21 protein-coding genes and 1 pseudogene are annotated in these 21158 nt (G+C 69.0%); 11 read left to right on the plus strand and 11 right to left on the minus strand.

The window, feature by feature from the left end:
• Positions 1 to 162: 162 nt before the first annotated feature.
• Both UK23_RS07745 and UK23_RS07750 read left to right on the plus strand, forming a co-directional pair.
• The gene (locus UK23_RS07745) at positions 163 to 570 is read left to right on the plus strand and encodes a YciI family protein (RefSeq protein WP_045310706.1); all 408 of its coding nucleotides are present in this window, start codon (positions 163 to 165) and stop codon (positions 568 to 570) included.
• A 1-nt stretch (position 571) separates the two neighbouring features.
• Positions 572 to 1717 carry an RNA polymerase sigma factor gene (locus UK23_RS07750; RefSeq protein WP_045310707.1) on the plus strand — a complete coding sequence of 382 codons (1146 nt, stop codon included), beginning with the start codon at positions 572 to 574 and terminating at the stop codon, positions 1715 to 1717.
• 49 nt (positions 1718 to 1766) lie between these two features.
• Here the strand turns inward: UK23_RS07750 and UK23_RS07755 are convergent, their stop codons facing one another.
• From UK23_RS07755 to UK23_RS07770, 4 genes are all read right to left on the minus strand, one after another.
• Positions 1767 to 2327, minus strand: coding sequence for a ferritin (locus tag UK23_RS07755; protein ID WP_045310708.1), 561 nt, complete (start codon positions 2325 to 2327; stop codon positions 1767 to 1769).
• A gap of 99 nt (positions 2328 to 2426) precedes the next feature.
• Positions 2427 to 3614 carry an arginine deiminase gene (locus UK23_RS07760; protein WP_045310785.1) on the minus strand — a complete coding sequence of 396 codons (1188 nt, stop codon included), beginning with the start codon at positions 3612 to 3614 and terminating at the stop codon, positions 2427 to 2429.
• Between the two features lie 147 nt (positions 3615 to 3761).
• On the minus strand, positions 3762 to 4460 hold the full coding sequence (locus tag UK23_RS07765; protein WP_082114500.1) for a CPBP family intramembrane glutamic endopeptidase: 699 nt from the start codon (positions 4458 to 4460) through the stop codon (positions 3762 to 3764).
• Between the two features lie 73 nt (positions 4461 to 4533).
• The gene (locus UK23_RS07770; protein WP_045310709.1) at positions 4534 to 5298 is read right to left on the minus strand and encodes a DUF2470 domain-containing protein; all 765 of its coding nucleotides are present in this window, start codon (positions 5296 to 5298) and stop codon (positions 4534 to 4536) included.
• Between the two features lie 77 nt (positions 5299 to 5375).
• Here UK23_RS07770 and UK23_RS07775 point away from each other — a divergent pair, with 77 nt between their 5' ends.
• Together UK23_RS07775 and UK23_RS07780 are read left to right on the plus strand one after the other, a co-directional pair.
• A complete protein-coding gene (locus tag UK23_RS07775) occupies positions 5376 to 5840 on the plus strand; it encodes a hypothetical protein (protein WP_045310710.1) in 465 nt (154 codons plus the stop codon).
• Positions 5837 to 6301, plus strand: coding sequence for a hypothetical protein (locus UK23_RS07780; protein WP_045310711.1), 465 nt, complete (start codon positions 5837 to 5839; stop codon positions 6299 to 6301). The genes UK23_RS07775 and UK23_RS07780 overlap by 4 nt, the downstream gene beginning before the upstream one ends.
• On the opposite strand, the gene UK23_RS07785 is transcribed toward UK23_RS07780, so the two are convergent.
• Genes UK23_RS07785 through UK23_RS07800 form a run of 4 tightly spaced genes read right to left on the minus strand, consistent with a single transcriptional unit; the run spans position 6298 to position 10092 of the window.
• Positions 6298 to 7440, minus strand: a complete 1143-nt coding sequence (locus UK23_RS07785) for a VWA domain-containing protein (protein WP_045310712.1) — start codon at positions 7438 to 7440, stop codon at positions 6298 to 6300. The two genes, UK23_RS07780 and UK23_RS07785, sit on opposite strands and share 4 nt — an antisense overlap.
• Positions 7437 to 8069, minus strand: coding sequence for an IclR family transcriptional regulator (locus UK23_RS07790; RefSeq protein WP_045310713.1), 633 nt, complete (start codon positions 8067 to 8069; stop codon positions 7437 to 7439). Before UK23_RS07790 ends, UK23_RS07785 begins: the two co-directional genes overlap by 4 nt.
• Positions 8069 to 9232: a fumarylacetoacetate hydrolase family protein gene (locus UK23_RS07795; protein ID WP_045310714.1), complete on the minus strand. Its 1164-nt coding sequence runs from the start codon at positions 9230 to 9232 to the stop codon at positions 8069 to 8071. Before UK23_RS07795 ends, UK23_RS07790 begins: the two co-directional genes overlap by 1 nt.
• Entirely contained in the window at positions 9229 to 10092 is an 864-nt protein-coding gene (locus UK23_RS07800; protein WP_082114501.1) for a hypothetical protein, read from the minus strand. The genes UK23_RS07795 and UK23_RS07800 overlap by 4 nt, the downstream gene beginning before the upstream one ends.
• Positions 10093 to 10173: 81 nt before the next feature.
• On the opposite strand from UK23_RS07800, the gene UK23_RS07805 reads away from it, so the two are divergent.
• The 3 genes and pseudogenes from UK23_RS07805 to UK23_RS54945 all read left to right on the plus strand — a co-directional run.
• Entirely contained in the window at positions 10174 to 11346 is a 1173-nt protein-coding gene (locus UK23_RS07805) for a homogentisate 1,2-dioxygenase (RefSeq protein ID WP_045310715.1), read from the plus strand.
• Positions 11347 to 11379: 33 nt separating this feature from the next.
• Entirely contained in the window at positions 11380 to 12543 is a 1164-nt protein-coding gene (locus UK23_RS07810; protein ID WP_156212922.1) for an SWIM zinc finger family protein, read from the plus strand.
• Positions 12544 to 12886: 343 nt separating this feature from the next.
• A pseudogene (locus UK23_RS54945) lies at positions 12887 to 13489 on the plus strand (DUF5691 domain-containing protein); the annotation flags it as partial.
• 201 nt (positions 13490 to 13690) lie between these two features.
• Here UK23_RS54945 and UK23_RS54950 read toward each other — a convergent pair.
• Entirely contained in the window at positions 13691 to 14494 is an 804-nt protein-coding gene (locus UK23_RS54950) for a Cys-every-fifth RiPP peptide CefA (RefSeq protein WP_419503872.1), read from the minus strand.
• Positions 14495 to 14529: 35 nt separating this feature from the next.
• Between UK23_RS54950 and UK23_RS07820 the strand changes: the two genes are divergently transcribed.
• Positions 14530 to 15615 (plus strand): ATP-binding protein, encoded by a 1086-nt coding sequence (locus tag UK23_RS07820; RefSeq protein ID WP_196777652.1) that lies wholly within the window; start codon positions 14530 to 14532, stop codon positions 15613 to 15615.
• Positions 15608 to 17914: a DUF5682 family protein gene (locus UK23_RS07825; RefSeq protein ID WP_052684454.1), complete on the plus strand. Its 2307-nt coding sequence runs from the start codon at positions 15608 to 15610 to the stop codon at positions 17912 to 17914. The genes UK23_RS07820 and UK23_RS07825 overlap by 8 nt, the downstream gene beginning before the upstream one ends.
• On the opposite strand, the gene UK23_RS07830 is transcribed toward UK23_RS07825, so the two are convergent.
• Positions 17911 to 18273 (minus strand): cupin domain-containing protein, encoded by a 363-nt coding sequence (locus UK23_RS07830; protein ID WP_045310718.1) that lies wholly within the window; start codon positions 18271 to 18273, stop codon positions 17911 to 17913. The genes UK23_RS07825 and UK23_RS07830 overlap by 4 nt on opposite strands.
• A gap of 63 nt (positions 18274 to 18336) precedes the next feature.
• On the opposite strand from UK23_RS07830, the gene UK23_RS07835 reads away from it, so the two are divergent.
• Entirely contained in the window at positions 18337 to 18786 is a 450-nt protein-coding gene (locus UK23_RS07835) for a MarR family winged helix-turn-helix transcriptional regulator (protein ID WP_045310719.1), read from the plus strand.
• Between the two features lie 4 nt (positions 18787 to 18790).
• On the opposite strand, the gene UK23_RS07840 is transcribed toward UK23_RS07835, so the two are convergent.
• Positions 18791 to 19369, minus strand: coding sequence for a TMEM165/GDT1 family protein (locus tag UK23_RS07840; protein ID WP_045310720.1), 579 nt, complete (start codon positions 19367 to 19369; stop codon positions 18791 to 18793).
• 329 nt (positions 19370 to 19698) lie between these two features.
• Here UK23_RS07840 and UK23_RS07845 point away from each other — a divergent pair, with 329 nt between their 5' ends.
• The gene (locus UK23_RS07845) at positions 19699 to 21153 is read left to right on the plus strand and encodes a cytochrome ubiquinol oxidase subunit I (RefSeq protein WP_045310721.1); all 1455 of its coding nucleotides are present in this window, start codon (positions 19699 to 19701) and stop codon (positions 21151 to 21153) included.
• The last annotated feature ends 5 nt before the right edge of the window (positions 21154 to 21158 follow it).

A 21158-nucleotide genomic window follows, 5' to 3' on the forward strand; every position in this document is an offset into this window, starting at 1 on the left:
AGAGTTGGCGGTACTTGCAGACGCCAACAGAGCCGACCCCTTGGAATCAGCCGTCTAGGCGAAAAAATCTTGGGACGCGATGTCGAGAAGCGGCAAACAGCTCCGTCCCCGTGGTGAAAGCGGCCAGGATGGGTCGCAACAGCACTGAGGGAGACACCCGAGATGGCCAAGTACCTGCTGCTCAAGCACTACCGCGGCGCCCCGGCACCGGTGAACAACGTGCCGATGGACCAGTGGACCCAGGACGAGATCTCGGCGCACATCCAGTACATGAACGACTTCGCCGACAAGCTCAAGGACACCGGCGAGTTCGTCGACGGGCAGGCGCTCGAGATGGCCGGTGCGTGGGTCCGGTACGACGGTGAGGGGAAGCCGCCGGTCACCGACGGGCCGTTCGCGGAGACGAAGGACCTCATCGCGGGGTGGATGATCATCGACGTCGACAGCTACGAGCGCGCGATCGAGCTCGCGGGGGAGTTGTCGGCGGCACCGGGCAAGGACGGCAAGCCGATCCACGAGTGGCTCGAGGTCCGGCCGTTCTACGGCAACGCGCCGACGATCACGGAGTGACGTGGAAGAAGCACTGATCAGGAGCCTCACCCCGGCTGTGCTCGGGATCCTCGTCCGCCGCGGAGCCGATTTCGCGGCGGCCGAGGACGCCGTGCAGGACGCGCTGATCGAGGCGATCCGGGTCTGGCCGGAGGACCCGCCGCGTGATCCGAAGGGCTGGCTCGTCACGGCGGCGTGGCGCAAGTTCATCGACGCCACGAGAGCCGAAACGGCGCGGAAACGCCGTGAGGAGCACACCGAGCCGGAACAGGGACCCGTCAGCGGCACCGACGACACGCTCCAGCTCTACTTCCTTTGCGCACACCCGAAACTGACGCCGTCGTCGGCCGTCGCGCTCACGCTCAGAGCGGTCGGCGGACTGACGACGCGCCAGATCGCCCAGGCCTACCTCGTGCCGGAAGCGACGATGGCGCAACGCATCAGCCGGGCCAAGAAGACGGTCGGCGACGTGCGGTTCGACCAGCCGGGCGACGTCGCCACCGTGCTGCGCGTCCTCTACCTGGTCTTCAACGAGGGCTATTCGGGCGACGTCGACCTCGCCGCGGAGGCGATCAGGCTCACCCGGCAGCTCACCACCGTGATCGACCACCCCGAGGTGGCCGGCCTCCTGGCCCTCATGCTGCTGCACCACGCCCGCAGGGCCGGTCGAACCGCGCAGGACGGCAGCCTCATCCCGCTCGCGGAGCAGGACCGCGCGAAGTGGGACACGAGGCTGATCGCGCAGGGCGTCGACATCCTGCAGAACGCCCTGGCGAAGGACCAGCTCGGCGAGTTCCAGGCCCAGGCGGCCATCGCGGCGCTGCACGCCGACGCTCCCAAGGCCGAGGAAACCGACTGGGTGCAGATCGTCGAGTGGTACGACGAGCTCGCGAACCTGACCGACAGCCCGATCGTGCGGCTCAACCGCGCGGTCGCACTCGCAGAAGCCGACGGTCCGCGCGCTGGCTTGAAAGCACTCGCACAACTCGACCCGGAACTGCCCCGCTACACGGCCGTCGCCGCATACCTCCACGAACGCGACGGCGACGAGCGAACAGCGGCCGAGCTCTACGTCGAGGCCGCCGGGAAAGCGTCGAACCTCGCCGAGCGGGAATACCTCACGCGGCAAGCGGCGCGGCTGAACCGAAAAGGCCCGCCGCACCCGTGAAGGTGAGGCGGGCCCGTATTTCAGGCACTCGTGCGTGCGAAGGAAAAACTCAGAGCGCGCCACCGGCGGCGGTCGGCGCGCCGGCGTCGCCGCCTTCGTCGCCCACGGTTTCGCGGGTGAGGAACGTCTCCACGTAGAACATGTTGCCGTCGGCGCGGTCCATGATCGTGAGCAGCGTCTTCATCGAGGAGACCTCCTCGACCTGTTCCTTGAGGAACCACTGCATGAACTGCTCGCCGATGTAGTCGCTCTCCTCGCGGGCGGCCCTGGCGAGCGCGACGATCTGGTCGGTGACCTGCTGTTCCTGGCGCAGGGCGAGGTCGACGAGGTCGCGCGGCGTCTTGAACTCGTTGATCGGCGTCTCGGTGCCGGGAATGGCGACCGCGATGTCGTTGTCCATGAGGAACTGCACGATCATCATCGCGTGGTTGCGCTCTTCGAGAGCCTGCTTGTAGAAGTGCGACGCGAGGCGCGGGAGGTCCTCGTTGTCGAACCACACGGCGAGGGCGATGTACTGCTGCGAAGCGGAGAACTCGTTGCCGACCTGAGCCTGCAGGAGCTCGTGGAACTTCGACTTCTTGGACAGGATCTTCTTCACGTTCGAGGCCATGCGGAGTACGTTATCCCAGAACGGTGATCTTCGCATTCGAGGAAAAGCTAACCTTTGTTTGGAAAGGTGATCCAAACAAAGGTTAGGCGTTCCTAACGATCACACCAATGGCGCGCGGTCAATCGGGCACGACATGCAGCGGGGACCACCGCGACCGGAGCCCAGCTCCGAACCCGCGATCCGCAGCACCTCGATGCCGTTGGCTTCCAAGCGCTCGTTCGTCTCAACGTTGCGCTCGTACGCCACGACCAGACCGGGGCCGACCGCCAGCGTGTTGTTGCCGTCGTCCCACTGTTCGCGCTCGGCAGTGACCGGGTCGAGGCCCGTGTCGATCACCCGCAGCCGCTCGATGCCCATCGCCTCGGCCGCCGCCTCCAGGAACGGCACCGGGCCGTCGACGCGCACGCCGCCGTTGCCGTCGGAGCGCACGGGGTACGCGGACAGGTTGTCGCTGATCGCCGGGTACATCACCACGGCGTCGCGGTCGACCATCGTGCAGACGGTGTCGAGGTGCATCGTGGCGCGTTCCTGCGCGATCGGCACCGCCAGCACCGTGTGCGCCAGACCGTCCGCCAGCGCGGAGCGTGCGAACGACTCGGCGCCCGCCGGGGTGGTGCGCTCGCCGACGCCGATGGCGATCACACCCGGCGCGAGCAGCAGCACGTCGCCGCCTTCCAACGGAGCCGAGTGGGCGCCATAAGCGCGGCCCGTGCGGCGGAACCGCGGGTGGTAGGCGTAGATCAGGTCCGTGAGCGTCGTCTCGCGGTCGCGGGCGGGCAGCGCGAGCGAGGTGATGGCCACGCGATCGCCGACCCACACCGACGAGTCGCGGGTGAAGAGCAGGTTCGGCAGCGGGTCGACGGCGAAGTCGATCGGCAGGTGCATCTTGCGCACCAGCGACGCACCCTCGGCGGCGGGCAGCTCCTCGAACGTCATGCCGGTCATCAGCGCCTGCGCCAGCTGCGGGGCCGGCAGCGAGGTGAGGTGGCTGCGCAACGCGTCGGCCAGGTCGATGCCGAGCCGGCGCTCGTTGACCGCGCTGTGGATGCCCGCGATGCGCGCCCGGTTGTCCTCGAGTGCCTGCGTGAGCACGTCCGCCAGCAGCAGGACCTCGACTCCGCGTGCGGTCAGCGTCGCGGCGAACGCGTCGTGCTCCTCCTGGGCGCGGCCGACCCACGGCACGCCGTCGAAGAGCAGCTGGTCGTTGTTGCGCGGGGTGAGCCTCTTGAGCTCGTTGCCCGGCCGGTGCAGCAGCACCGTGCGCAGCGGGCCGACCTCGCTGTCCACGCGGGGCGCGGCGTCCGGGATTGCTTCCGTCTCAGCGATCGTGTGCGCAGTCACCGAACGAGCGTAACCCTGAACAGCACAAATCGCCGCTGTAGACCTCGAAATCGCAACGAATGGTGCGGAATATTCAGCTCTACCGGCGAATCATTAAGGCAACCAGCTCACTTTGCCGCGCAACATTGTGTAACCGATGAACGCGACAACATCGAGGATCGTGTGAGCGATCACCAACGGCCACAACCTGCGGGTTCGCTGCCAGTAGAAGCCGAACACCAGGCCCATGACCAGGTTGCCGACGAACCCGCCGAAGCCCTGGTAGAGGTGGTACGAGCCGCGCAGCACGGCCGCCGCGAGCAGTGCCGTGTACTTCCGCCACCCCAGCTGCTCCAGCCGCGTGATCAGGTACCCGACGACGAGCACCTCCTCCGCCCACGCGTTGCCGGCGGCGGCGAGGATCAGTGCCGCGCTCATCCACCACTGACTGTCCAGAGTGGACGGCTGCACGGCCAGGTTGAGCCCGAGCCCCCACGCGGCGAAGTAGAACGCGAGACCGGGGATGCCGATGATCGCGGCCAGCCCCAGCGCACCGAGCGAGTCGGCGAGTTTGCGGGTGCCGTCGAGACCGATGACCTTGAGCTTGATCCCGGTGCGCCACAACAGGTACAGGCCGATGCCGCCCCACGCGGCGAGTTGCAGCACACCGAGCAGCTGGGCGATGAGGTCCAGCAGGTCGGCTTTGGCCTGCGGGACGTTGATCGCGACCGACTGCTGGTTCAGCGGGGTCGGCTGCAGCAGGCTGTCGATCAGCCGCACGAGGCTGCGCAGACCGGACAACCCCAGCGTCATGCTGAAGACGATCAGCAGTTCGAGCTGGTAACCGCGCTTCTGGTCGTCGGCAATCAAGGTCACCCGCGCGAGGCTACCTCTGGGACAGGAACGGGCAGCCCATCAACCGGCGCAGCTCCCCGGCGAGCTCCTGCGGCGTGCTGACCGGCTTGGAGAACGCGATCCGCACGTCGTGGTCCTCGCACTCCGCCTCGACCCGCAGCCGCAGCCCGAACCGGTCGAGCCCGAGCGGCCGCACGTTCCCGTTCCGCAGCTCCTCCGGCAGGTGGCGCGCCAGTTGCCCGACGACGTCGCGGTGCGCAGCCTCCAGGTGCCGCAGCCAGTGGTCCTCGTTGCGGCAGAACGGATCCGGCGCCGCGCTCGCGAACTGCTCCGGCCGGATCGACGACGTGCCCTCGGCGTCCGCGATCACCAGCGACGCCGGTGTGAGCCTCAGCACGGAGGCACCGTGCCCCGCGTCCAGCAGCCGGTGGTCGGGGCGCGCGTCGGCGACCGCGAGGATCTCGTCGCGCGCCTCCTGGCCGTCCAGCGCGGTCACCCAGCCGGTGAGCCACAGCAGACCGCGGACGGGCTCGCGCAACGGCACCGGAGCCTGGTCGGCGATCTCCAGCATCGCCGTCACCTCGGTGCGCGGCGTCTGCCACAACTGCCCGACCAGCGGGTGTTCGTCGGCGAGCAGCAAGATCGTCGTCCCGCACGGGTGCACGTGGTGGAACAACGGACTGGTGCGGGATCCGGCCTGAGGAAGCAGGGCGGCGTGACCACCGCGAGCCGCGATCGTGCGAGCGCGCTCGGCGGCGTGCGGCGCCGGTGGGCGCTTGGTCTGGGTGTCGGTCACCGTCCACCTCCTCGAAGGTTAGGCAAGCCTAACTTAGCTGCGCTCGCCATGGGAAGCTTCACCTGTACGGTTGACAGGTGGTCGTGCCCAACAAGCCTTCCACCGAGGTGACGGCGCTGGACGATCGGTGGACGCGGCACTGTGTCGACCGATCGAGTCGTCGTGCCCTGATGTGGACCGTTCTCGCCGCGTCGGCCTTCGTTCTCCAGTTCGTGCTGGTACTTGTGTGGTCGTGGTCATCTCCGGTGGCGCTGCTCCTGCTCTTCTTCGCCGCAGCTGTGCTCTGGGTGGTGACACGTCGCCGTCCGGTGCGTTTACCGGAGGGTGAACCGTGGCATTTCGCCCATGTGCAGTGGGAAGGAGGGCGTCTCGTCGTGTTGTCGTCGCCGCCGCTTCTGTTGACCTTGCGCGTAGGGCCTTTCCTCCGCGGACGCATCGCTCGCCACCGGCGCGTGTGGTTCGTGCCGCCGGACTCGGCCGGGAACACCGTGGTCACGTTTCGCGGGGTGCCGCAGCTGATTCCGGCGCGAGTGCAGAGATGATCCACAAAACCGGTGTGGAGAACTGGACCGAGACCTGCCTGGCGCGGGCGGATCGGCGTGCGGTCGGGCACATCATCTTCGCGGTCGTCGCGTTCGGCGGCGTGCTGATGATCCATTGGCTGTGGCTCACCGTGCTGGCCGTCCCGGTGGCGCTGGAGCTGGCCGCGCCGGGGTTGCGGCACTTCTTCCAGCGACGGGGGACGTTGCAGCTGATCGAGCGTTTTCCGTTCCGTCCGGTGTCGGTGAGTTTCGTGCCTGGCCGGCGGATCGGGCGGCAGGCGTACCTGAAGGTGCACGACTCGGAGAAGAATCTGCGGCTGCCCGAGTTGCCCGAACGCGCGCGCGTGCTGGTGCGGCACACCGGTCGGGTGTGGATCGCCGGCCCTGACGAACGCGGACGGCTCGTGGCGATGACGCGCGGGCTGGCGTTCCTGGTGCGTGGACGGGTCGTGGACCGCTAACGGCCCGTTGCGATGCCTTCGGACTCCGCCCACTGCGTGAGGTCGTCCTTGCGCAGCGCGGCCGCCAGCAGTTCGGGGAACTTGTCCGGGGTGCAGGCGAACGCGGGTGCGCCGAGGGCGTGCAGCTTGGCCGCGAGCTCGTGGTCGTAGGCCGGGGTGCCGGAGTCGCTGAGCGCCAACAGGTTCACGACCGTGACGCCGCTCGCGACCAGTTCGCGAACCCGTCGTTGCAGCTCGGTCTCCGACCCGCCCTCGTACAGGTCGCTGATGATCACGACGACCGTGTCGGTGGGCCTGCGGACCTGGGTCTGCGCGTACGCGACCGCGCGGTTGATGTCCGTGCCGCCGCCGAGCTGGGCGCTGAACAGCAGGTCGACCGGGTCGCTGAGCTGGTCGGTCAGGTCCGCGACCTCGGTGTCGAACACGACGAGCTTCGTCGAGATCGAGCGGATGGACGCCAGCGCTGAACCGAGAACGGCCGCGTGCACCAGCGAGTCCGCCATCGAGCCGGACTGGTCGACGAGCAGGATCACGTCCCGCATCGCGGCCGTGCGGCTGCGCCGGCGGTGGCCGATCAGGTCCTCGACGATGACGGTCTTGTGCTGTGGCTGGTAGTTCTTGAGGTTCGCCTTGATCGTCGTCGCCCAGTCGACGTCCTGCAGCTGCGGCCTTCTGGTGCGCCTGGACCTGTCGACAGCGCCGCGGACGGCCTCGACGAGCCGATCCTGGAGGCGCTTCTCGATGTCCTCGACCACTTGGCGCACCACGGCTTTCGCGGTGTCGCGGGTGCGGGCGGGGATGGCGCGCGAGAGTTGCAGCAGGGTGCTGACGAGGTTCACGTCCGGCTCGACCGACTGCAGCAGTTCGGGTTCGAGCAGGAGCTGCTTGAGGCCGAGCTTCTCCACCGCGTCCCGTTGCATCACCTGGACCACGGACGTCGGGAAGTACTTGCGGACGTCGCCGAGCCAGCGGTGCAGCTGCGGTGAGCTCGCGCCCAGACCGGCTCCGCGATCGCCGCCACCGCCGTAGAGACCCGTCAGCGCGCCATCGCGTCGTTGGTCGTCATCGCCGAGCTGCGCCACGTCTTCCGCGCTGGGGCCTAACAGGAGCCGCCACCGCCGGAGCCGCTCCTCGGTCATTTGAGCGCCGCCGCCACTTCTTCGGCGGCACGCATGACGTGCGGGCCGACCACGTCCGCATCGAGCTTTTCCAGCGCCACAACGCCGACTGAGGCGCGCAGCCCCGGGACCCCGCGGACGGGGACCGCGACGCCGTACGCGTTGGGCTGCAGCTCGCCCGTGGAGACGACCCAGCTGTCGACGGGTTGCGAGATGGCCTTGCCGGCCGCCCCGCGGTGCACCGGGTGCCGCGAACCCACCCGGTACGCCACGTGGAAAGCGGTCCACGACGGTTCGACGACCGCGACGGCCTGGGCCTCGCTGCCGTCCGCGACGGTGAGGTGCGCGGTGGCGCCGACCTTCTCCGCGAGCTCTCGGAGCGCGGGATTGGCGGCCATGCGGAGCTGGGGGAGGACGTTGGACGCGAGCCTCAGCACGCCGAGGCCCAGCCGGACCTTCGAGCCTTCCCGGCGCACGAGACCGCGCGCCTGCAGCGGCACGAGAAGCCGGTAGACCGCGGCCCTGGACGCGCCGATGGCGTTGGCGAGCTCCGAGATCGACGGTGCCTCGGACTCCGCCTCAGCGACCGCCTGGAGCAGCGCCAGACCCCTTTCCAGGGTCAGCGAGCTCTCCTTCGTCGCTCCGACCATCACGCACTCCGAACTGTTCCCACCACCTCGGCGAGACCGACCACGGAGCCGCCTTCACCGGGAGCGGTCGCGGTCAGCCTGACCGTGTCGCCGTCCTCCAGGAAGGACCTCGTGGAGCCGTCGTCGAGCTTGAACGGTTCCTTGCCGCCCCAGCTGAGCTCGAGGAACGAGCCGCGCTCGTCCTTCTCCGGTCCCGAGACCGTGCCCGAGGCGAACAGATCACCAGGGCGAACGGTAGCCCCGTTGACCGTCATGTGCGCCAGCTGTTGCACAAATGACCACGACATCTCCCGGAACGGAGGCCGCGCGACGATGGTGTCGTTGAGCTCCACCGTGATCGTTATGTCCAGGCCCCAGGGCTGATCGGTGGCCAGGTAGTCGTGCAACTTGTTCGGCAGCGGCGGCGTCGGGACGCGTGCAACTGAGAACGCTTCGAGCGGCGTGATCCACGCGCCGATCGACGTGGCGAACGACTTGGCGAGGAACGGCCCGAGCGGCTGGTACTCCCACGCCTGGATGTCGCGCGCGGACCAGTCGTTGACCAGAGCGACGCCGAAGACGTGCTCGGCGGCCCTGCTCGTGGACACGTTCGCGGCCTGCGGACCACCGCAGACGAACCCGACCTCGGCCTCGATGTCGAGGCGCTCGGACGGGCCGAACTTGGGGCCTTCGCTGCCGCGCTTCTGGCCGTTCGGGCGGACGATCTCCGTGCCCGAGACGTACACCGTGCCCGCGCGGCCGTGGTAGCCGATCGGGAGGTGCGTCCAGTTCGGGGTGAGCGCGTCGCCGTCCGGGCGGAACATCTTCCCGACGTTCTCGGCGTGGTGCCTGCTCGAGTAGAAGTCCACGTAGTCGCCGACGGTGAACGGCAGCTTGGCGGACTCGATGCCGGTCAGCTCGGCACCCTTCGGCGCGGAGGTCGCGGTGACGATCTCCTTGAGCTTGGCGCGCAGAACGCTCCAGACCGGACGGCCGGCCTTCAGCAGCGGGTCGAGCGAGTCGCCCTGGACGTACTCGCTGCACTTGCCCAGCGCGAGGCTCTTGAGGAGCAACGCCTGGTCGCCGACGCGGACGGCCACGCCCCCGTCGACGACGCCGTAGGGGAGGGTCTGCGGTCCGAACGGCTGGTCTTCGGTGAAGTTCGGGTCGCTGATCCAGCTCACAACAGTCCAAGCCCCTCGAGGTCGGCGATCGGTTCGGCGAGCGAGCACGAGCCGTAGCTCGCGAAGACGCCGCGGACGGCGTGCGCGGCCTGGTCGCTGAGCGCCTTGGCTTCGGCGGTGAGCGCCTCGGCGTCGGTGCTCGCCAGTGCCTCGCGGACGTCGCGGCCGCTCAGGGAGCGGGCCGTGGCGACGAGGAGGTTCAGGAAGCCGTGGTGGGTGAAGTTCTGCTCGTCGGTGTAGCGGACGGCCTTGTGCAGGCCCGCGGTCGCCTTGAACGCGACGCCGCCACCGCTGACGACGGACAGGAAGTCCGCGACCTCGTCCACGCTGGGGAAGTTCTCGGTGCTGAGACCACCGCAGCGGAGCTTGGGCCAGCTGCCGTGCTCGATCACCCTGCGGACGCCGTCGAGCCACTCGGGACCGCCACGACGGGGTTCCACGACGCGGATGACGTCCTCGGGCACGAACTCGGACACGCGCTCGAGCCACACCTCGTCCACATCGGACGGTGCGGGCATCTCGACCATGCGCAGCGCCAGGAGCTCACTTCTGCTCTCGACGATGGACACGGCCTTCGGCACGCCGCCGAGACCCGTGTCGATCACGAGGCTCAGCGCGATCGGCTTCGGTGGCTTGACCTTGATCAGCTCGGTGATCAGCTCGGCGAGACGGGACGCGGGGCACAGGAAAAGTCCCATGACGCCAGACCACTCGCCGACTCTCCCGTCGAGGTGACCGCGCACCGCGTCGGGCATCGACGCGTTCCCCGGAGGGAACAGCGCGGCATCGTCCACAAGCCTCGCGAGCAGGGGCGGAGTACCGCGCGGACCGGGCGCACGGAGTTCGACAGCGCTTGACACGGCTGACACGCTAGCTGGGTATCGGTAAGTGAACAAAGATGTCCGATAGTCGGACGCTTTGAAGGGACCCGGAGAACGCTCATGGCCTACTACCGCCAGGTGGGAGAGATCCCCCGAAAGCGCCACACCCAGTTCCGCAAACCGGACGGTGGGCTCTACGCGGAAGAGCTGATGGGGGTCGAGGGGTTCTCGGCTGATTCGGCCCTGCTCTACCACCGGCACCTGCCGACCGCGATCGTGAACGCGGAGACGGTGAAGGACGAGCGCGGCGGCGTCGCCCCGAACCTGCCGCTGAAGCCGCGGGCGTTCAAGACGCAGGATCTGACCTGGGCTTCTGACGACGTCGACGCGGTGACCGGGCGGCGGAAGCTGTTCGGGAACGCGGACGTCACCATTGGTTTTGTGGTCGCTTCCGCGCCTTCTCCGTTGTACCGCAACGCTTTTGGTGACGAGCTGCTGTACGTGCAGTCCGGGGCCGGGGTGATCGAGACGATCTACGGGGCTCTCGAGGTCGCGGACGGCGACTACGTCGTGCTGCCGACTTCGTGCACCTACCGGGTGGTGCCGTCGTCGCCGATGTCGTTGCTGGTGCTGGAGGCGACCGGGCACATCGGGCCGCCCAAGCGCTACCTGTCGGCGAAGGGCCAGTTCCTGGAGCACTCGCCGTACTGCGAGCGGGACATCCGCGGGCCTTCGTCGCCGTTGCTGGTGGAGGGCACCGACGTCGACGTGCTCGTGCGGCATCGTGCGGGGCTCACGAAGTTCACCTACGCGAACCACCCGTTCGACGTCGTCGGCTGGGACGGGCACCTGTACCCGTGGGTGTTCAACATCCGCGACTTCGAGCCGATCACCGGCCGCGTGCACCAGCCGCCGCCCGTGCACCAGACGTTCGAGGGGCCGAACTTCGTGGTGTGCTCGTTCTGCCCGCGCAAGGTCGACTACCACCCGCTGGCCGTGCCGGTGCCGTACAACCACGCGAACGTCGACTCCGACGAGCTGATGTTCTACGTCGGCGGCAACTACGAGGCGCGCAAGGGTTCGGGGATCGGGATCGGCTCGATGTCGCTGCACCCGTCGGGCTGCACGCACGGACCGCAGCCAGGAGCTGTCGAGGCTTCCCTGGGTGTGGACTACTTCGACGAGACCGCGGTCATGGTGGACACGTTCCGCCCGTTGGAGCTGGGCGAGGCGGCGGAGGCGTGTGAGGATCCGGCTTATGCCTGGACGTGGGCCCGTCGCGGTCCGGCCTGATTTTCTGTCGGGGGTCCTCGCTACTTTGGTTTCGTGAGGACACGAGCCGTTCCGATGCGCTGGCAGGGCCTGGGCAAGGCCCTGCCGGTGCTGTGGGGCCTCTACACGGGTTCGGGCTCGGTGCCGTACCGCGTGTGCGTCGACCTGGCGGCGGGCTCGGCGAAGTGCACGTGCCCGTCTCGCAAGTTCCCCTGCAAGCACGCTGTTTCGTTGCAGGAGCTCGACATCCCGGACGCCCTTCCGCCGGACTGGGTGGAGGAGTGGACGACTCGCCGGGCGGCGCGCGAGCTCGACTCGTCCCCGGAAGCCGTGGCTCGTCGGTTGCGGGCGCGGGAGAAGACGGCTGATCGCCGTGCGGCCGCGATGTCGTCGGGCATCGACGGCCTGCGCGACTGGCTGCTGGACGTGGCTTCGGCCGGCGTGGCGTCGTTGCCCGGCCGTCCCGCTTCCTGGTGGCAGGCGTTCGTGGCTCGCATGATCGACGCCCAGGTGCCCGGCGTGGCCGCGGCGGTGTCGGAGATCCAGGAGATCGTGGCTCGGTCTGGTCCGCGCTGGACTTCGGACGTGGCCGACCGCTTGGGCGGCTTGCACCTGCTGTGCTTCGTGCAGCCGCGTTCCCGCCTGGGCGTGACGATCCCGGAAGAAACCGTTCGGGCGACGCCAGGTGTGTCAGACCGTTGGGTGGCCTTGCTGCGCCTGGAGACCGACGACGGCCGTGTCCGCACCGTGCGCCAGTGGTGCTGGGGCCGCGCTTCCGGCCGCTGGGTGGTGGCCATTCGCCATTCGGCGGTAGGTGCTCCGGTACCGCTGCTCCCGCACGGTCAGGAGTCCTCGGCTCTGGTGCACTTCTATCCGGGGTCTGATCGAGTGGCTCTGGGCGAACTGGCCGGCTCCCGCGCGCCTGCCGTTGTGCCGGCTCCTGATTCGTGGCGTTCGTCCTTGGCCTCGCTCGAACCGATGCTGATGGCCGACCCGTGGCAACGCCTGTTCCCGCTCGGCTGCGCCTCGGTCCGGTTGTGCGGCACCTCCTTGGTCGACTCGGGCGGATTCGGCCTCCCGGTCCGCGACGACAGCGGCCTCGACATGGCGCTGGCGCTGACGGGCGGCTCGCCCTTCGATGCGTGGGGCCTCTGGGACGGCCACGCTCTCCGCCTGGGCGCCGTGACGGTCGACGGCACCCTGGAGGTGGTCGCGTGACCACAACCCGTCAGCGGGCCTCTCAGCGCCCTTCGGAGGTGGCGGCGTGAAGGCGGAGTGGTCCAAGACCGTCCAGGAGCTCCTGATCGGAACCGCTCGCGGCGGCGGCTCCCCGACAGACCTGCTGTCGTCCTGCGCTGCGCTGGGTGTGGCCGCGTTCGGCGCCACCCTGCCCCAGGAGGTCGAGGCCGAGCCGTTGGCTCCGGCCCCGCCGGAGGTCGCTCTCCTGCCGCGCCCCGCGGCCCGCGCCGTCCTCGAAGCGATCATGAGCGTCGACGACGAGGTCCTCCTCACGGAGTGGTGCGCCCTGGCCAAGGCCAACAACGTGGTGGCAGAACACCGCATGCTCCCCGCCCTGCTGGCCCTCGGCACCGCCCGCCCAGGCCTGCGCGCGGCAGTCGTCGAGGTCCTCGGCACCCGTGGCCGCTGGCTCGCCGGCACCCGCCCGGGCTGGTCCTGGGCGTCCGGCACCGCTCCGCTGGTCGACGAGGTCCCGCTCGCCGAGGTCCTCGACCTCCCGAGCGCCCAACGGGTCCGAGCCCTGCGCCGCAAACGCAAGTCCGACCCTCATGGCGTTGGTGCCTTCATCGCCGCGGAGTTCGAGGCCTCCCGCCGCTCGGCCGACCGCCAGGTCCTGATCAGCGCCCTGGAAACGGCCCTGGGCCCGGCCGACGAGGAGCTGCTGGAAACCGCGCTCGAAGACCGGGCCTCCGCCGTCCACGACGAGGCCCTGCGCCTGCTCCGCAAACTCCCGACCTCAGCCCTGTCAGCCAGAGCCGCCGCCCGCCTGAGTCAGGGCCTCCGCCTCACCGCCGACGGCTTCGACGTCCAGACCGCCGAACTCTGGACCACCCAGCCTGATGCCGACGAACTACGCGACCTCATGCGCGACGGCTCCGAGAAGGGCGTGGCAGGCCGAATCCGAGCGGCCGCCGCGAGCGTCCCGCCGTCCTACTGGACCACCCGCCTGTCGACCGACGACCGAGGCGCGGCCAAGGTCCTCCGCCGCGGCCCCTGGGCAGGCGCACTGCTGCGGGGCATAGCCGACCAACTGGCCGCCGCCACCGACCCCCGCCCGTGGGCAGTGGCCGCCGCCGAAACCCTCACCGGCATGGAACAGCTGGAAATGCTGGCCGCCCTCCCCGCCTCAGTGGCCGAGCAGGCGGTGGTGGCCGTCTCCGTGAACTGGCACTACGACCTGCTGGACCACGCCTGCGCCCAACTCCCAGCACCGTGGTCCCCAGAAACCACCAGGGCCCTGCTGCACCGCTACGCCGCCCTCCCAGACCCGCGCTGGCGGGCAGGCCGCCCACCCGCCGTCCTCCTGGCCAGAGGCAACGCCGACCTGCTCGGCGCCAACTGGGAGGGCCTGACCCGCCGCTGGCCCGAGAACTCGCTGGAACTGGAAGTCCTCCGCCTGCGCATCCGCCTCCGCGAGTCGTTCGCCCCACCCGACCCAACACCGACCACCGCAACGGCAACCGCTCCTGCAGCGACCGGCCCGGCTGCGACGGACCCAGCAGCCACGGACTCGGTGGCCACGGACCCAGCGGCCACGGACCCAGCAGCCACGGACCCAGCAGCCACGGACCCAGCAGCGACCGGCCCTGCTGGCACGCACCCAGCTGGCACCGACCCAGCGGCGACCGACCCACCAACTCCGTCCGCCGAGCCGCGCACCGCCACGGACCCGGTGGCGACTGGCCCGGCAGCCATCGACCCGGCAGCCATCGACCCGGCAGCCATCGACCCGGCAGCCATCGACCCGGCAGCCACGGACCCGGCAGCCACCGACCCAACAACTCTGTCCGCCGAGCCGCGCACCGCCACCGAGCCGCGCCCAGCCACCGAGCCGTCCGGCTCCACCCAGCCACCCTCTCCCGCCGCCGGCTCCACCCCCGGCCCGCTCGCCGCCGACCCCGCGAACGACACCGCCTGACCGCACCAGCACACTTCGAACCAAGGCAACGCAATCCAGGAGGCCCAGTGACCGCCGTGCTCAGGCCGACGGCCGAACAGCAGTACGCCGCCGAGCTGGCAGCCGTCGCGGCCCAGGACGACCGTCAGCGGCCGCCCAACTGGAACCTGTCCCCGCAGGCCGTCGTCACCTACGTCCTCGGCGGCACTCTCGCCGACGGCACCGTGATCACGCCGAAGTACGTGGGCGCCAGGCGGCTCGTCGAGGTCGCGGTGGGCACCCTGGTCACGGACCGCGCGCTGCTTCTCGTCGGAGTTCCGGGCACGGCCAAGTCGTGGCTGTCCGAGCACCTCGCGGCGGCCATCAGCGGCGACTCGACGCTGGTCGTCCAGGGCACGGCCGGCACGAGCGAGGATCAGGTCCGCTACGGCTGGAACTACGCCCGCCTCATCGCCGAGGGTCCGAGCGAGCAGGCACTCGTGCCGAGTCCCGTGCTCAAAGCCATGCAGAGTGGCGCGGTCGTGCGGGTCGAAGAGCTGACGCGCATGCCGTCCGAGGTGCAGGACTCGTTCATCACCATCCTCAGCGAGAAGTCGTTGCCGGTCCCGGAGCTGAACACGCAGGTCCAGGCCGTGCCGGGCTTCACGGTCATCGCCACGGCCAACGACCGCGACCGCGGCGTCAACCAGATGTCGAGTGCGCTCGCGCGGCGCTTCAACACCGTGGTGCTGCCGCCGCCCGCCACCGAGGACGCCGAGGTCGAGATCGTCATCACCCGCGCGCAGCAGCTCGGCAAGGCGCTCCAGCTGCCGGCCGAGCCGCCCGCACTCGACGAGGTGCGCCGCGTGGTCAGGATCTTCCGGGAGCTGCGCAACGGATCCACTGTGGACGGTCGTACGCAGCTGAAGAAGCCCAGCGGCAGCCTGTCGACGGCGGAGGCCATCTCGGTCATCGCCAACGGCATGGCGCTCGCCGGCCACTTCGGCGACGGCACGCTCGGTGCGGACGAGCTGGCGAGCGGGCTCATCGGGTCGATCATCAAGGACCGCGTGTCGGACGCGACGGTGTGGCAGGAGTACCTGGAGACGGTGCTGAAGGAGCGCGCCGAGTGGCGTGACCTCTACCGCGCCTGCCTGGACGCCAGCGGTGACTGAGTTGGACGCTGGGCCGGTCCTCCTCGGCATCCGGCACCACGGCCCCGGCTCGGCCCGGATGGTCAAACGAGCGCTCGAACAAACCCGTCCAGCGCTCATCCTGATCGAAGGACCACCCGAGGCCGACGCACTCCTCGAGCACGTCCACGCCCTCACGCCGCCCGTCGCGATCCTGCTGCACGACGAGGCCGAGCCCGAGAACGCCGCGTTCTGGCCGTTCGCCGAGTTCTCCCCGGAGTGGCAGGCGCTCCGCTACGCCGACGAAAACGACATCCCAGCACGCTTCTTCGACCTCCCGGCGGCAAGCTCGATCGGCGACGACGGCCCGAGCGGCAACGTCGACCCCATCGGCCTGCTGGCTGAAGCGGCCGGGTTCGACGACCCGGAACGCTGGTGGGAAGACGTCGTCGAGCACAGCGAGTCGGACCCGATCGACCTGGCGAACGCCATCGCTGAAGCCATGGTCGCCGTGCGCCACGAGTTCGAAGCAGAAGTAGGTGAACGCACCCTCAGAAGAGAAGCGTTCATGCGCCAGACGATCCGCAAGGCGCGCAAGGAGACCGACGGCCCGATCGCCGTGGTCTGCGGCGCCTGGCACGTCCCGGCACTCCTCCAGAAGCCGACCGTCGCGAACGACACCGCGTTGCTGAAAGGCATGCGCCGCCGCAAAATCTCCGGCACCTGGGTCCCGTGGAGCCACGGTCAGCTGGCGGCCGAGTCGGGCTACGGCGCGGGAGTCGACTCGCCGGGCTGGTACGCCCACCTCTGGAAGCATCAGGAAGACGTCGTCCCGCGCTGGTTCGCCAAAGCCGCCGCCGTGCTGCGAGCAGAAGACCTCCCAGCGTCGACGGCGAGCGCGGTAGAAGCCGTCAGGCTGTCGGAAACCCTTGCCGCACTGAGGGAACGCCCGTCCGCGGGTCTCAGTGAAGTCAACGAAGCAGCCCTCGCGGTCCTGTGCGGCGGCGACGAGGTCCCACTCCAGCTGGTCCACCGCAAACTCGTCGTGGGCGAACAACTGGGCGAGGTCGGCGAGGCCGTCCCGAGATCACCACTCGCAGCAGACCTCCAACGCCTGCAACGGAAACTGCGGCTCCCCGCGGACGTCCAGCCCAAGCAGCTCAAGCTGGACCTCCGCAAGGACACCGACCGCGAGCGCTCAAAACTCCTGCAACGCCTGGAAGTTCTCGGCGTCCCGTGGGGCAAGCCGGACCGCTCCAACTCTCTCGGCACCTTCGCCGAGGTCTGGCAACTCCGCTGGGACCCGATCTTCGCGGTTTCCGTCGCGGTAGCCGCCCGCCACGGCACCACCGTCCACACGGCAGCCGAGAACGTCCTCACTCAAGCAGCCCAGGACGCGACCAGGGTGGCCACGGCAGCGGCCACCCTGAGCAAGGCAGTCGGTTGCGAGCTCCCCAAGGCCGTCATCGAGTCCCGCAACGCCCTCGACCGCTGCGCAGCCATGGCCACCGACGCCCTGGAACTCCTCGCCGCCCTGCCGGACCTGGCCAGGACGGTCCGCTACGGCTCGGTTCGCGGCACCGACCCGGAACTCCTCAGAGTCGCCCTCCACGGCCTCCTCACCAGAGGCGCGGTCGGCCTCCCGATCGCCTGCCGCAACATCGACGACGAAACCGCGGAGAACGCACTCCAGATCGTCGACGGCGCCCACGAGGCCACTCGCCTGGCCGCCGACGACGATCACCAGAAGACCTGGTGGCGAGCCCTGCACGCGCTCGTCAAAGCAGAAGCCCACGGTCTCCCGACGGGCCGAGCCACCCGCCTGCTCTGGGAAGCGGGCGAGCTGACCAGCGACGACGTGGCGGCAAGACTGCACCGCAGTGTCGCGACAGCGTTCGTCGCCGGCTTCCTCCGCGGCTCAGCCACCCTGCTGGCGGCCGACCCGAGGCTGTTCGGCCTCATCGACGAGTGGCTGACGGGCCTGCGCGGCGAGGCGTTCGACGACGCGCTGCCGTTGCTCCGCCGCGCCATCACCGACTTCACGCCCGCCGAGCGGCGCCTGCTCGGCGAACACGTCGTCGCGGGCCAAGCACCCGCGCCTGCGGCCGACGACGAATGGGACCCCGAGATAGCGGAACGCCTCGCGGCCCACGTCCGGAGCCTGATGAGTTTGGCGACCGGCGAACCCGCCGATCCCAGCACCGTGACCGCACCGGACGAAGAACGCCTCGACGAGTCCCAAGAGCTCATCGACGAGGCCAAGAAGATCGCCCGCGACCTCCGCGAGGAGGTCCCGGACACCGAGGCGGACCCTCCGGAGGAGGGCTCGCCCGCCAACTAGGCGGCCCAGGGCGGCGTGACGGTCGTCCCGTCCGCCAAGGTGCCGATGATCCCCACCGAGGTCGCGACCAGCACCCGAGCCGGGCCACCGGTCAGCGACAGCTCGGTGTTCGGCGCCACCACGATGACGTCACCTGCCTTCGCGGTCTGCCCCTGGATCGTCACCGACCCGGACAGCACGTAGAAGACCTCCTCCTTCGACGCCCGGTGTGGCGTCGGGTCGCCACCTTCCGGCACGTCCACGGTCCACAGCGCGATCTCGGTGCTGCCCCGCGACGGCGAGGCGAAGGGCCTGAACTCGAACCCGCCGAACTCGAACGGCTCGACGGAATCCCCCGTAACCAGCAAGACAACCTCCATGTAGTCAACTTGGTTGTCTAACCATAGAATATGGACAACCAGGTTGTCTACTAGGGGAGTGAAATGGAACCGGTGCCGATGCTGCTGGCGATGACGTACCGCGCCATGGGCGACCAGTTCCACGACCGTCTCAGGCAGATCGGCCTGGAACCGCTGCGGCCCGCACACGGCTACGTCTTCCGGTTCCTCAAGGAGAAGCGCGCCACGACCGTCGACATCGGACAGCACCTCGGCGTCACCAAGCAGGCAGCCGCGAAGATCGTCAACGAGCTCGACGAGTGGGGCTACGTGCTCAGGGAACCTCACCCCACGGACAAGCGCGCGCAGTACGTCACGCTGACCACCAAGGGCCGCGACTACCTGAAGTTCGCCGACAACCTGTGGTCAGACCTCGAGCACGAGATGGCCGAGGCGATCGGGGAGACCACGCTCGACACCATCAAGACCGGCCTCGCCGAGTACCTGCAGCACGTCCACGGCGACGACCAGCCAGGCCTGCGACCGGTCTGGTAAACCCTCAGAACACCTGCGTCAGCGCGATCACGCCGAACACCGCGAAGATCACCCCGGCGACCCGCTGGATCCAGTGCGTCGGCAGCCGTCCGGCGAGCTTCCGCCCCACCAGCACCGCGAGCCCGGCCACGGCGACCAGGGCCAGCCAAGCTCCGAGGCCGACCATCAGGGGCGCCCCGTACCGAGCGGTGATGCCGGCCGTCGCGAGCTGCGACGCGTCACCCCACTCGGCCGCGAACAGCACGCCGAACGACGTCAGCGCCGCCCGCCAGAACGGCACGTCAGCACGCGTTCCGGCCTCGTCAGCGGAGTCCTCGTCGCGCGAGAACCCTTCTTTGAGCAGGAAGAACGCGCCCACGCCGAACAGCACGGCCACGATCCCGGCCACGAGACGGTCGGGAAGCAGCGTGATGGCCGAGCCGAACGCCGCACCGACCACCGTCTGCACGGCAAAAGCCGAGATCACGCCCACGAACACCGGCCACCCGCGGTAGCGCGTGGTCAGCACCAGGGTCGCGACCATGGTCTTGTCCGGGAGCTCGACGAGGAACACCACCGCGAACGCGGTGATGAACGCGAGCAATGAGGTGGCCAAGAGGTTCCTCCACGTCCGAGTACGGGCCCGGACGGAGGCGCAACAGACCCCGACCAGGCATACTGCAGCCTGGCCGGAGGTCTCGTTCGCCCGCGCAAGTCGGGTGTGGGACCGGATCTGCTCGAAGGCGGATCAGTATGTCGATCACCACGCCACCGGCTGCGAACTCCGGTGGGAACTACTCCCCTCTGGCGCACACATCGTAACCGACGCATGTCACCCAGAAGGCGTGACTTCGCGCACGGGACCTTGGTCCCGAGCAGGGACGGGACCGTCGTACCTGATGGTGCCGATGATCCAGACCTAGGCTCTGAATCGTGGACGTACTCGAACTCGCGCGGTGGCAGTTCGGCATCACCACCGTCTACCACTTCCTGATGGTGCCGCTGACGATCGGCCTGTCCCTGCTGGTGGCGGGGATGCAGACCGCGTGGGTGCGCACCGGCGACGAGCGCTACTACAAGATGACGAAGTTCTGGGGGAAGCTCCTCCTGATCAACTTCGCCATGGGCGTCGTGACGGGCATCGTGCAGGAGTTCCAGTTCGGCATGGCCTGGAGCGCCTACTCGCGGTTCGTCGGTGACGTGTTCGGCGCGCCGCTCGCGATGGAGGGGATCGTCGCCTTCTTCGTCGAGTCGACGTTCCTCGGCCTGTGGATCTTCGGCTGGGACAAGCTGCCGAAGAAGGTCCACCTGGCCTGCGCCTGGGCGTTCTCACTCGCCACGATGGCCAGCGCGTACTTCATCCTCGCCGCCAACTCGTGGATGCAGCACCCGGTCGGCATCGTGATGAAGGACGGCCGTCCGCGCCTGAACTCGATCTGGGACGTGCTGACGAACAACACGGTGCTCGCGGCCTTCCCGCACACGATCGCGGGGGCGTTCGCGGTGTCCGGCGCGTTCCTCGTGGGCATCGCCGCGTGGCACCTGTACAGGAAGTCGGAAGAGGAACGCGTCTGGCGCAGCTCGCTCAAGCTCGGCACCTGGGTCGGCGTGGTCGCGTTCGCGGCGCTGAGCATCAGCGGTGACCTGCAGGGCAAGCTGATGTTCGAGCAGCAGCCGATGAAGATGGCGGCCGCGGAAGCGTTGTGCCACACCGAGCAACCGGCGAGCTTCTCGATCTTCGCGTACGGCGACGTCGCTCGGCCCGACTGCGAGAACGTCAAGAGCATCACCGTGCCCGCACTGCTGAGCTTCTTGGCGCACAACGACTTCAGCAGCGAGGTCAAGGGCATCCAGGACCTCGTCCCGCTGTACCAGCAGAAGTACGGCGAGTTCTACCCGGTCGATCCCAAGCTGGGCGAGCTCAGCGGCAAGCCCATCGACTACGTGCCGGCGCTTCCGGTGACGTACTGGGGCTTCCGGCTGATGATCGGGTTCGGCGGGATCTCGGCCGGCCTGGGTGTCTTCATGCTGTGGCTGACGCGCAGGAACCGGACGCCCACCGGCTGGTGGTTCCCGGTACTGGGCCTCGCCGGCATCGCGACTCCCTTCCTGGCCAACAGCTTCGGCTGGATCTTCACCGAGATGGGGCGGCAGCCGTTCGTGGTGGTGCCCAACCCGACCGGAGTGGACGGTGTCTGGATGTTCACCGCGCAGGCGGTGAGCGGCATCTCGCCCGCGGAGATCCTGACCTCGCTCATCGCGCTCACCACGGTCTACAGCGTGCTGGCGGTCGTGGAGTTCTACCTGATCCGCAAGTACGTCAGAGGTGGGATCCCCGGCGTACTGCCCCAGAAATCGGACGACGGCGCCCTGGCGTTCGCGTACTAGGGGAG

The sequence above is a fragment of the Lentzea aerocolonigenes genome (assembly GCF_000955955.1).
Lineage (GTDB): Bacteria > Actinomycetota > Actinomycetes > Mycobacteriales > Pseudonocardiaceae > Lentzea > Lentzea aerocolonigenes_A.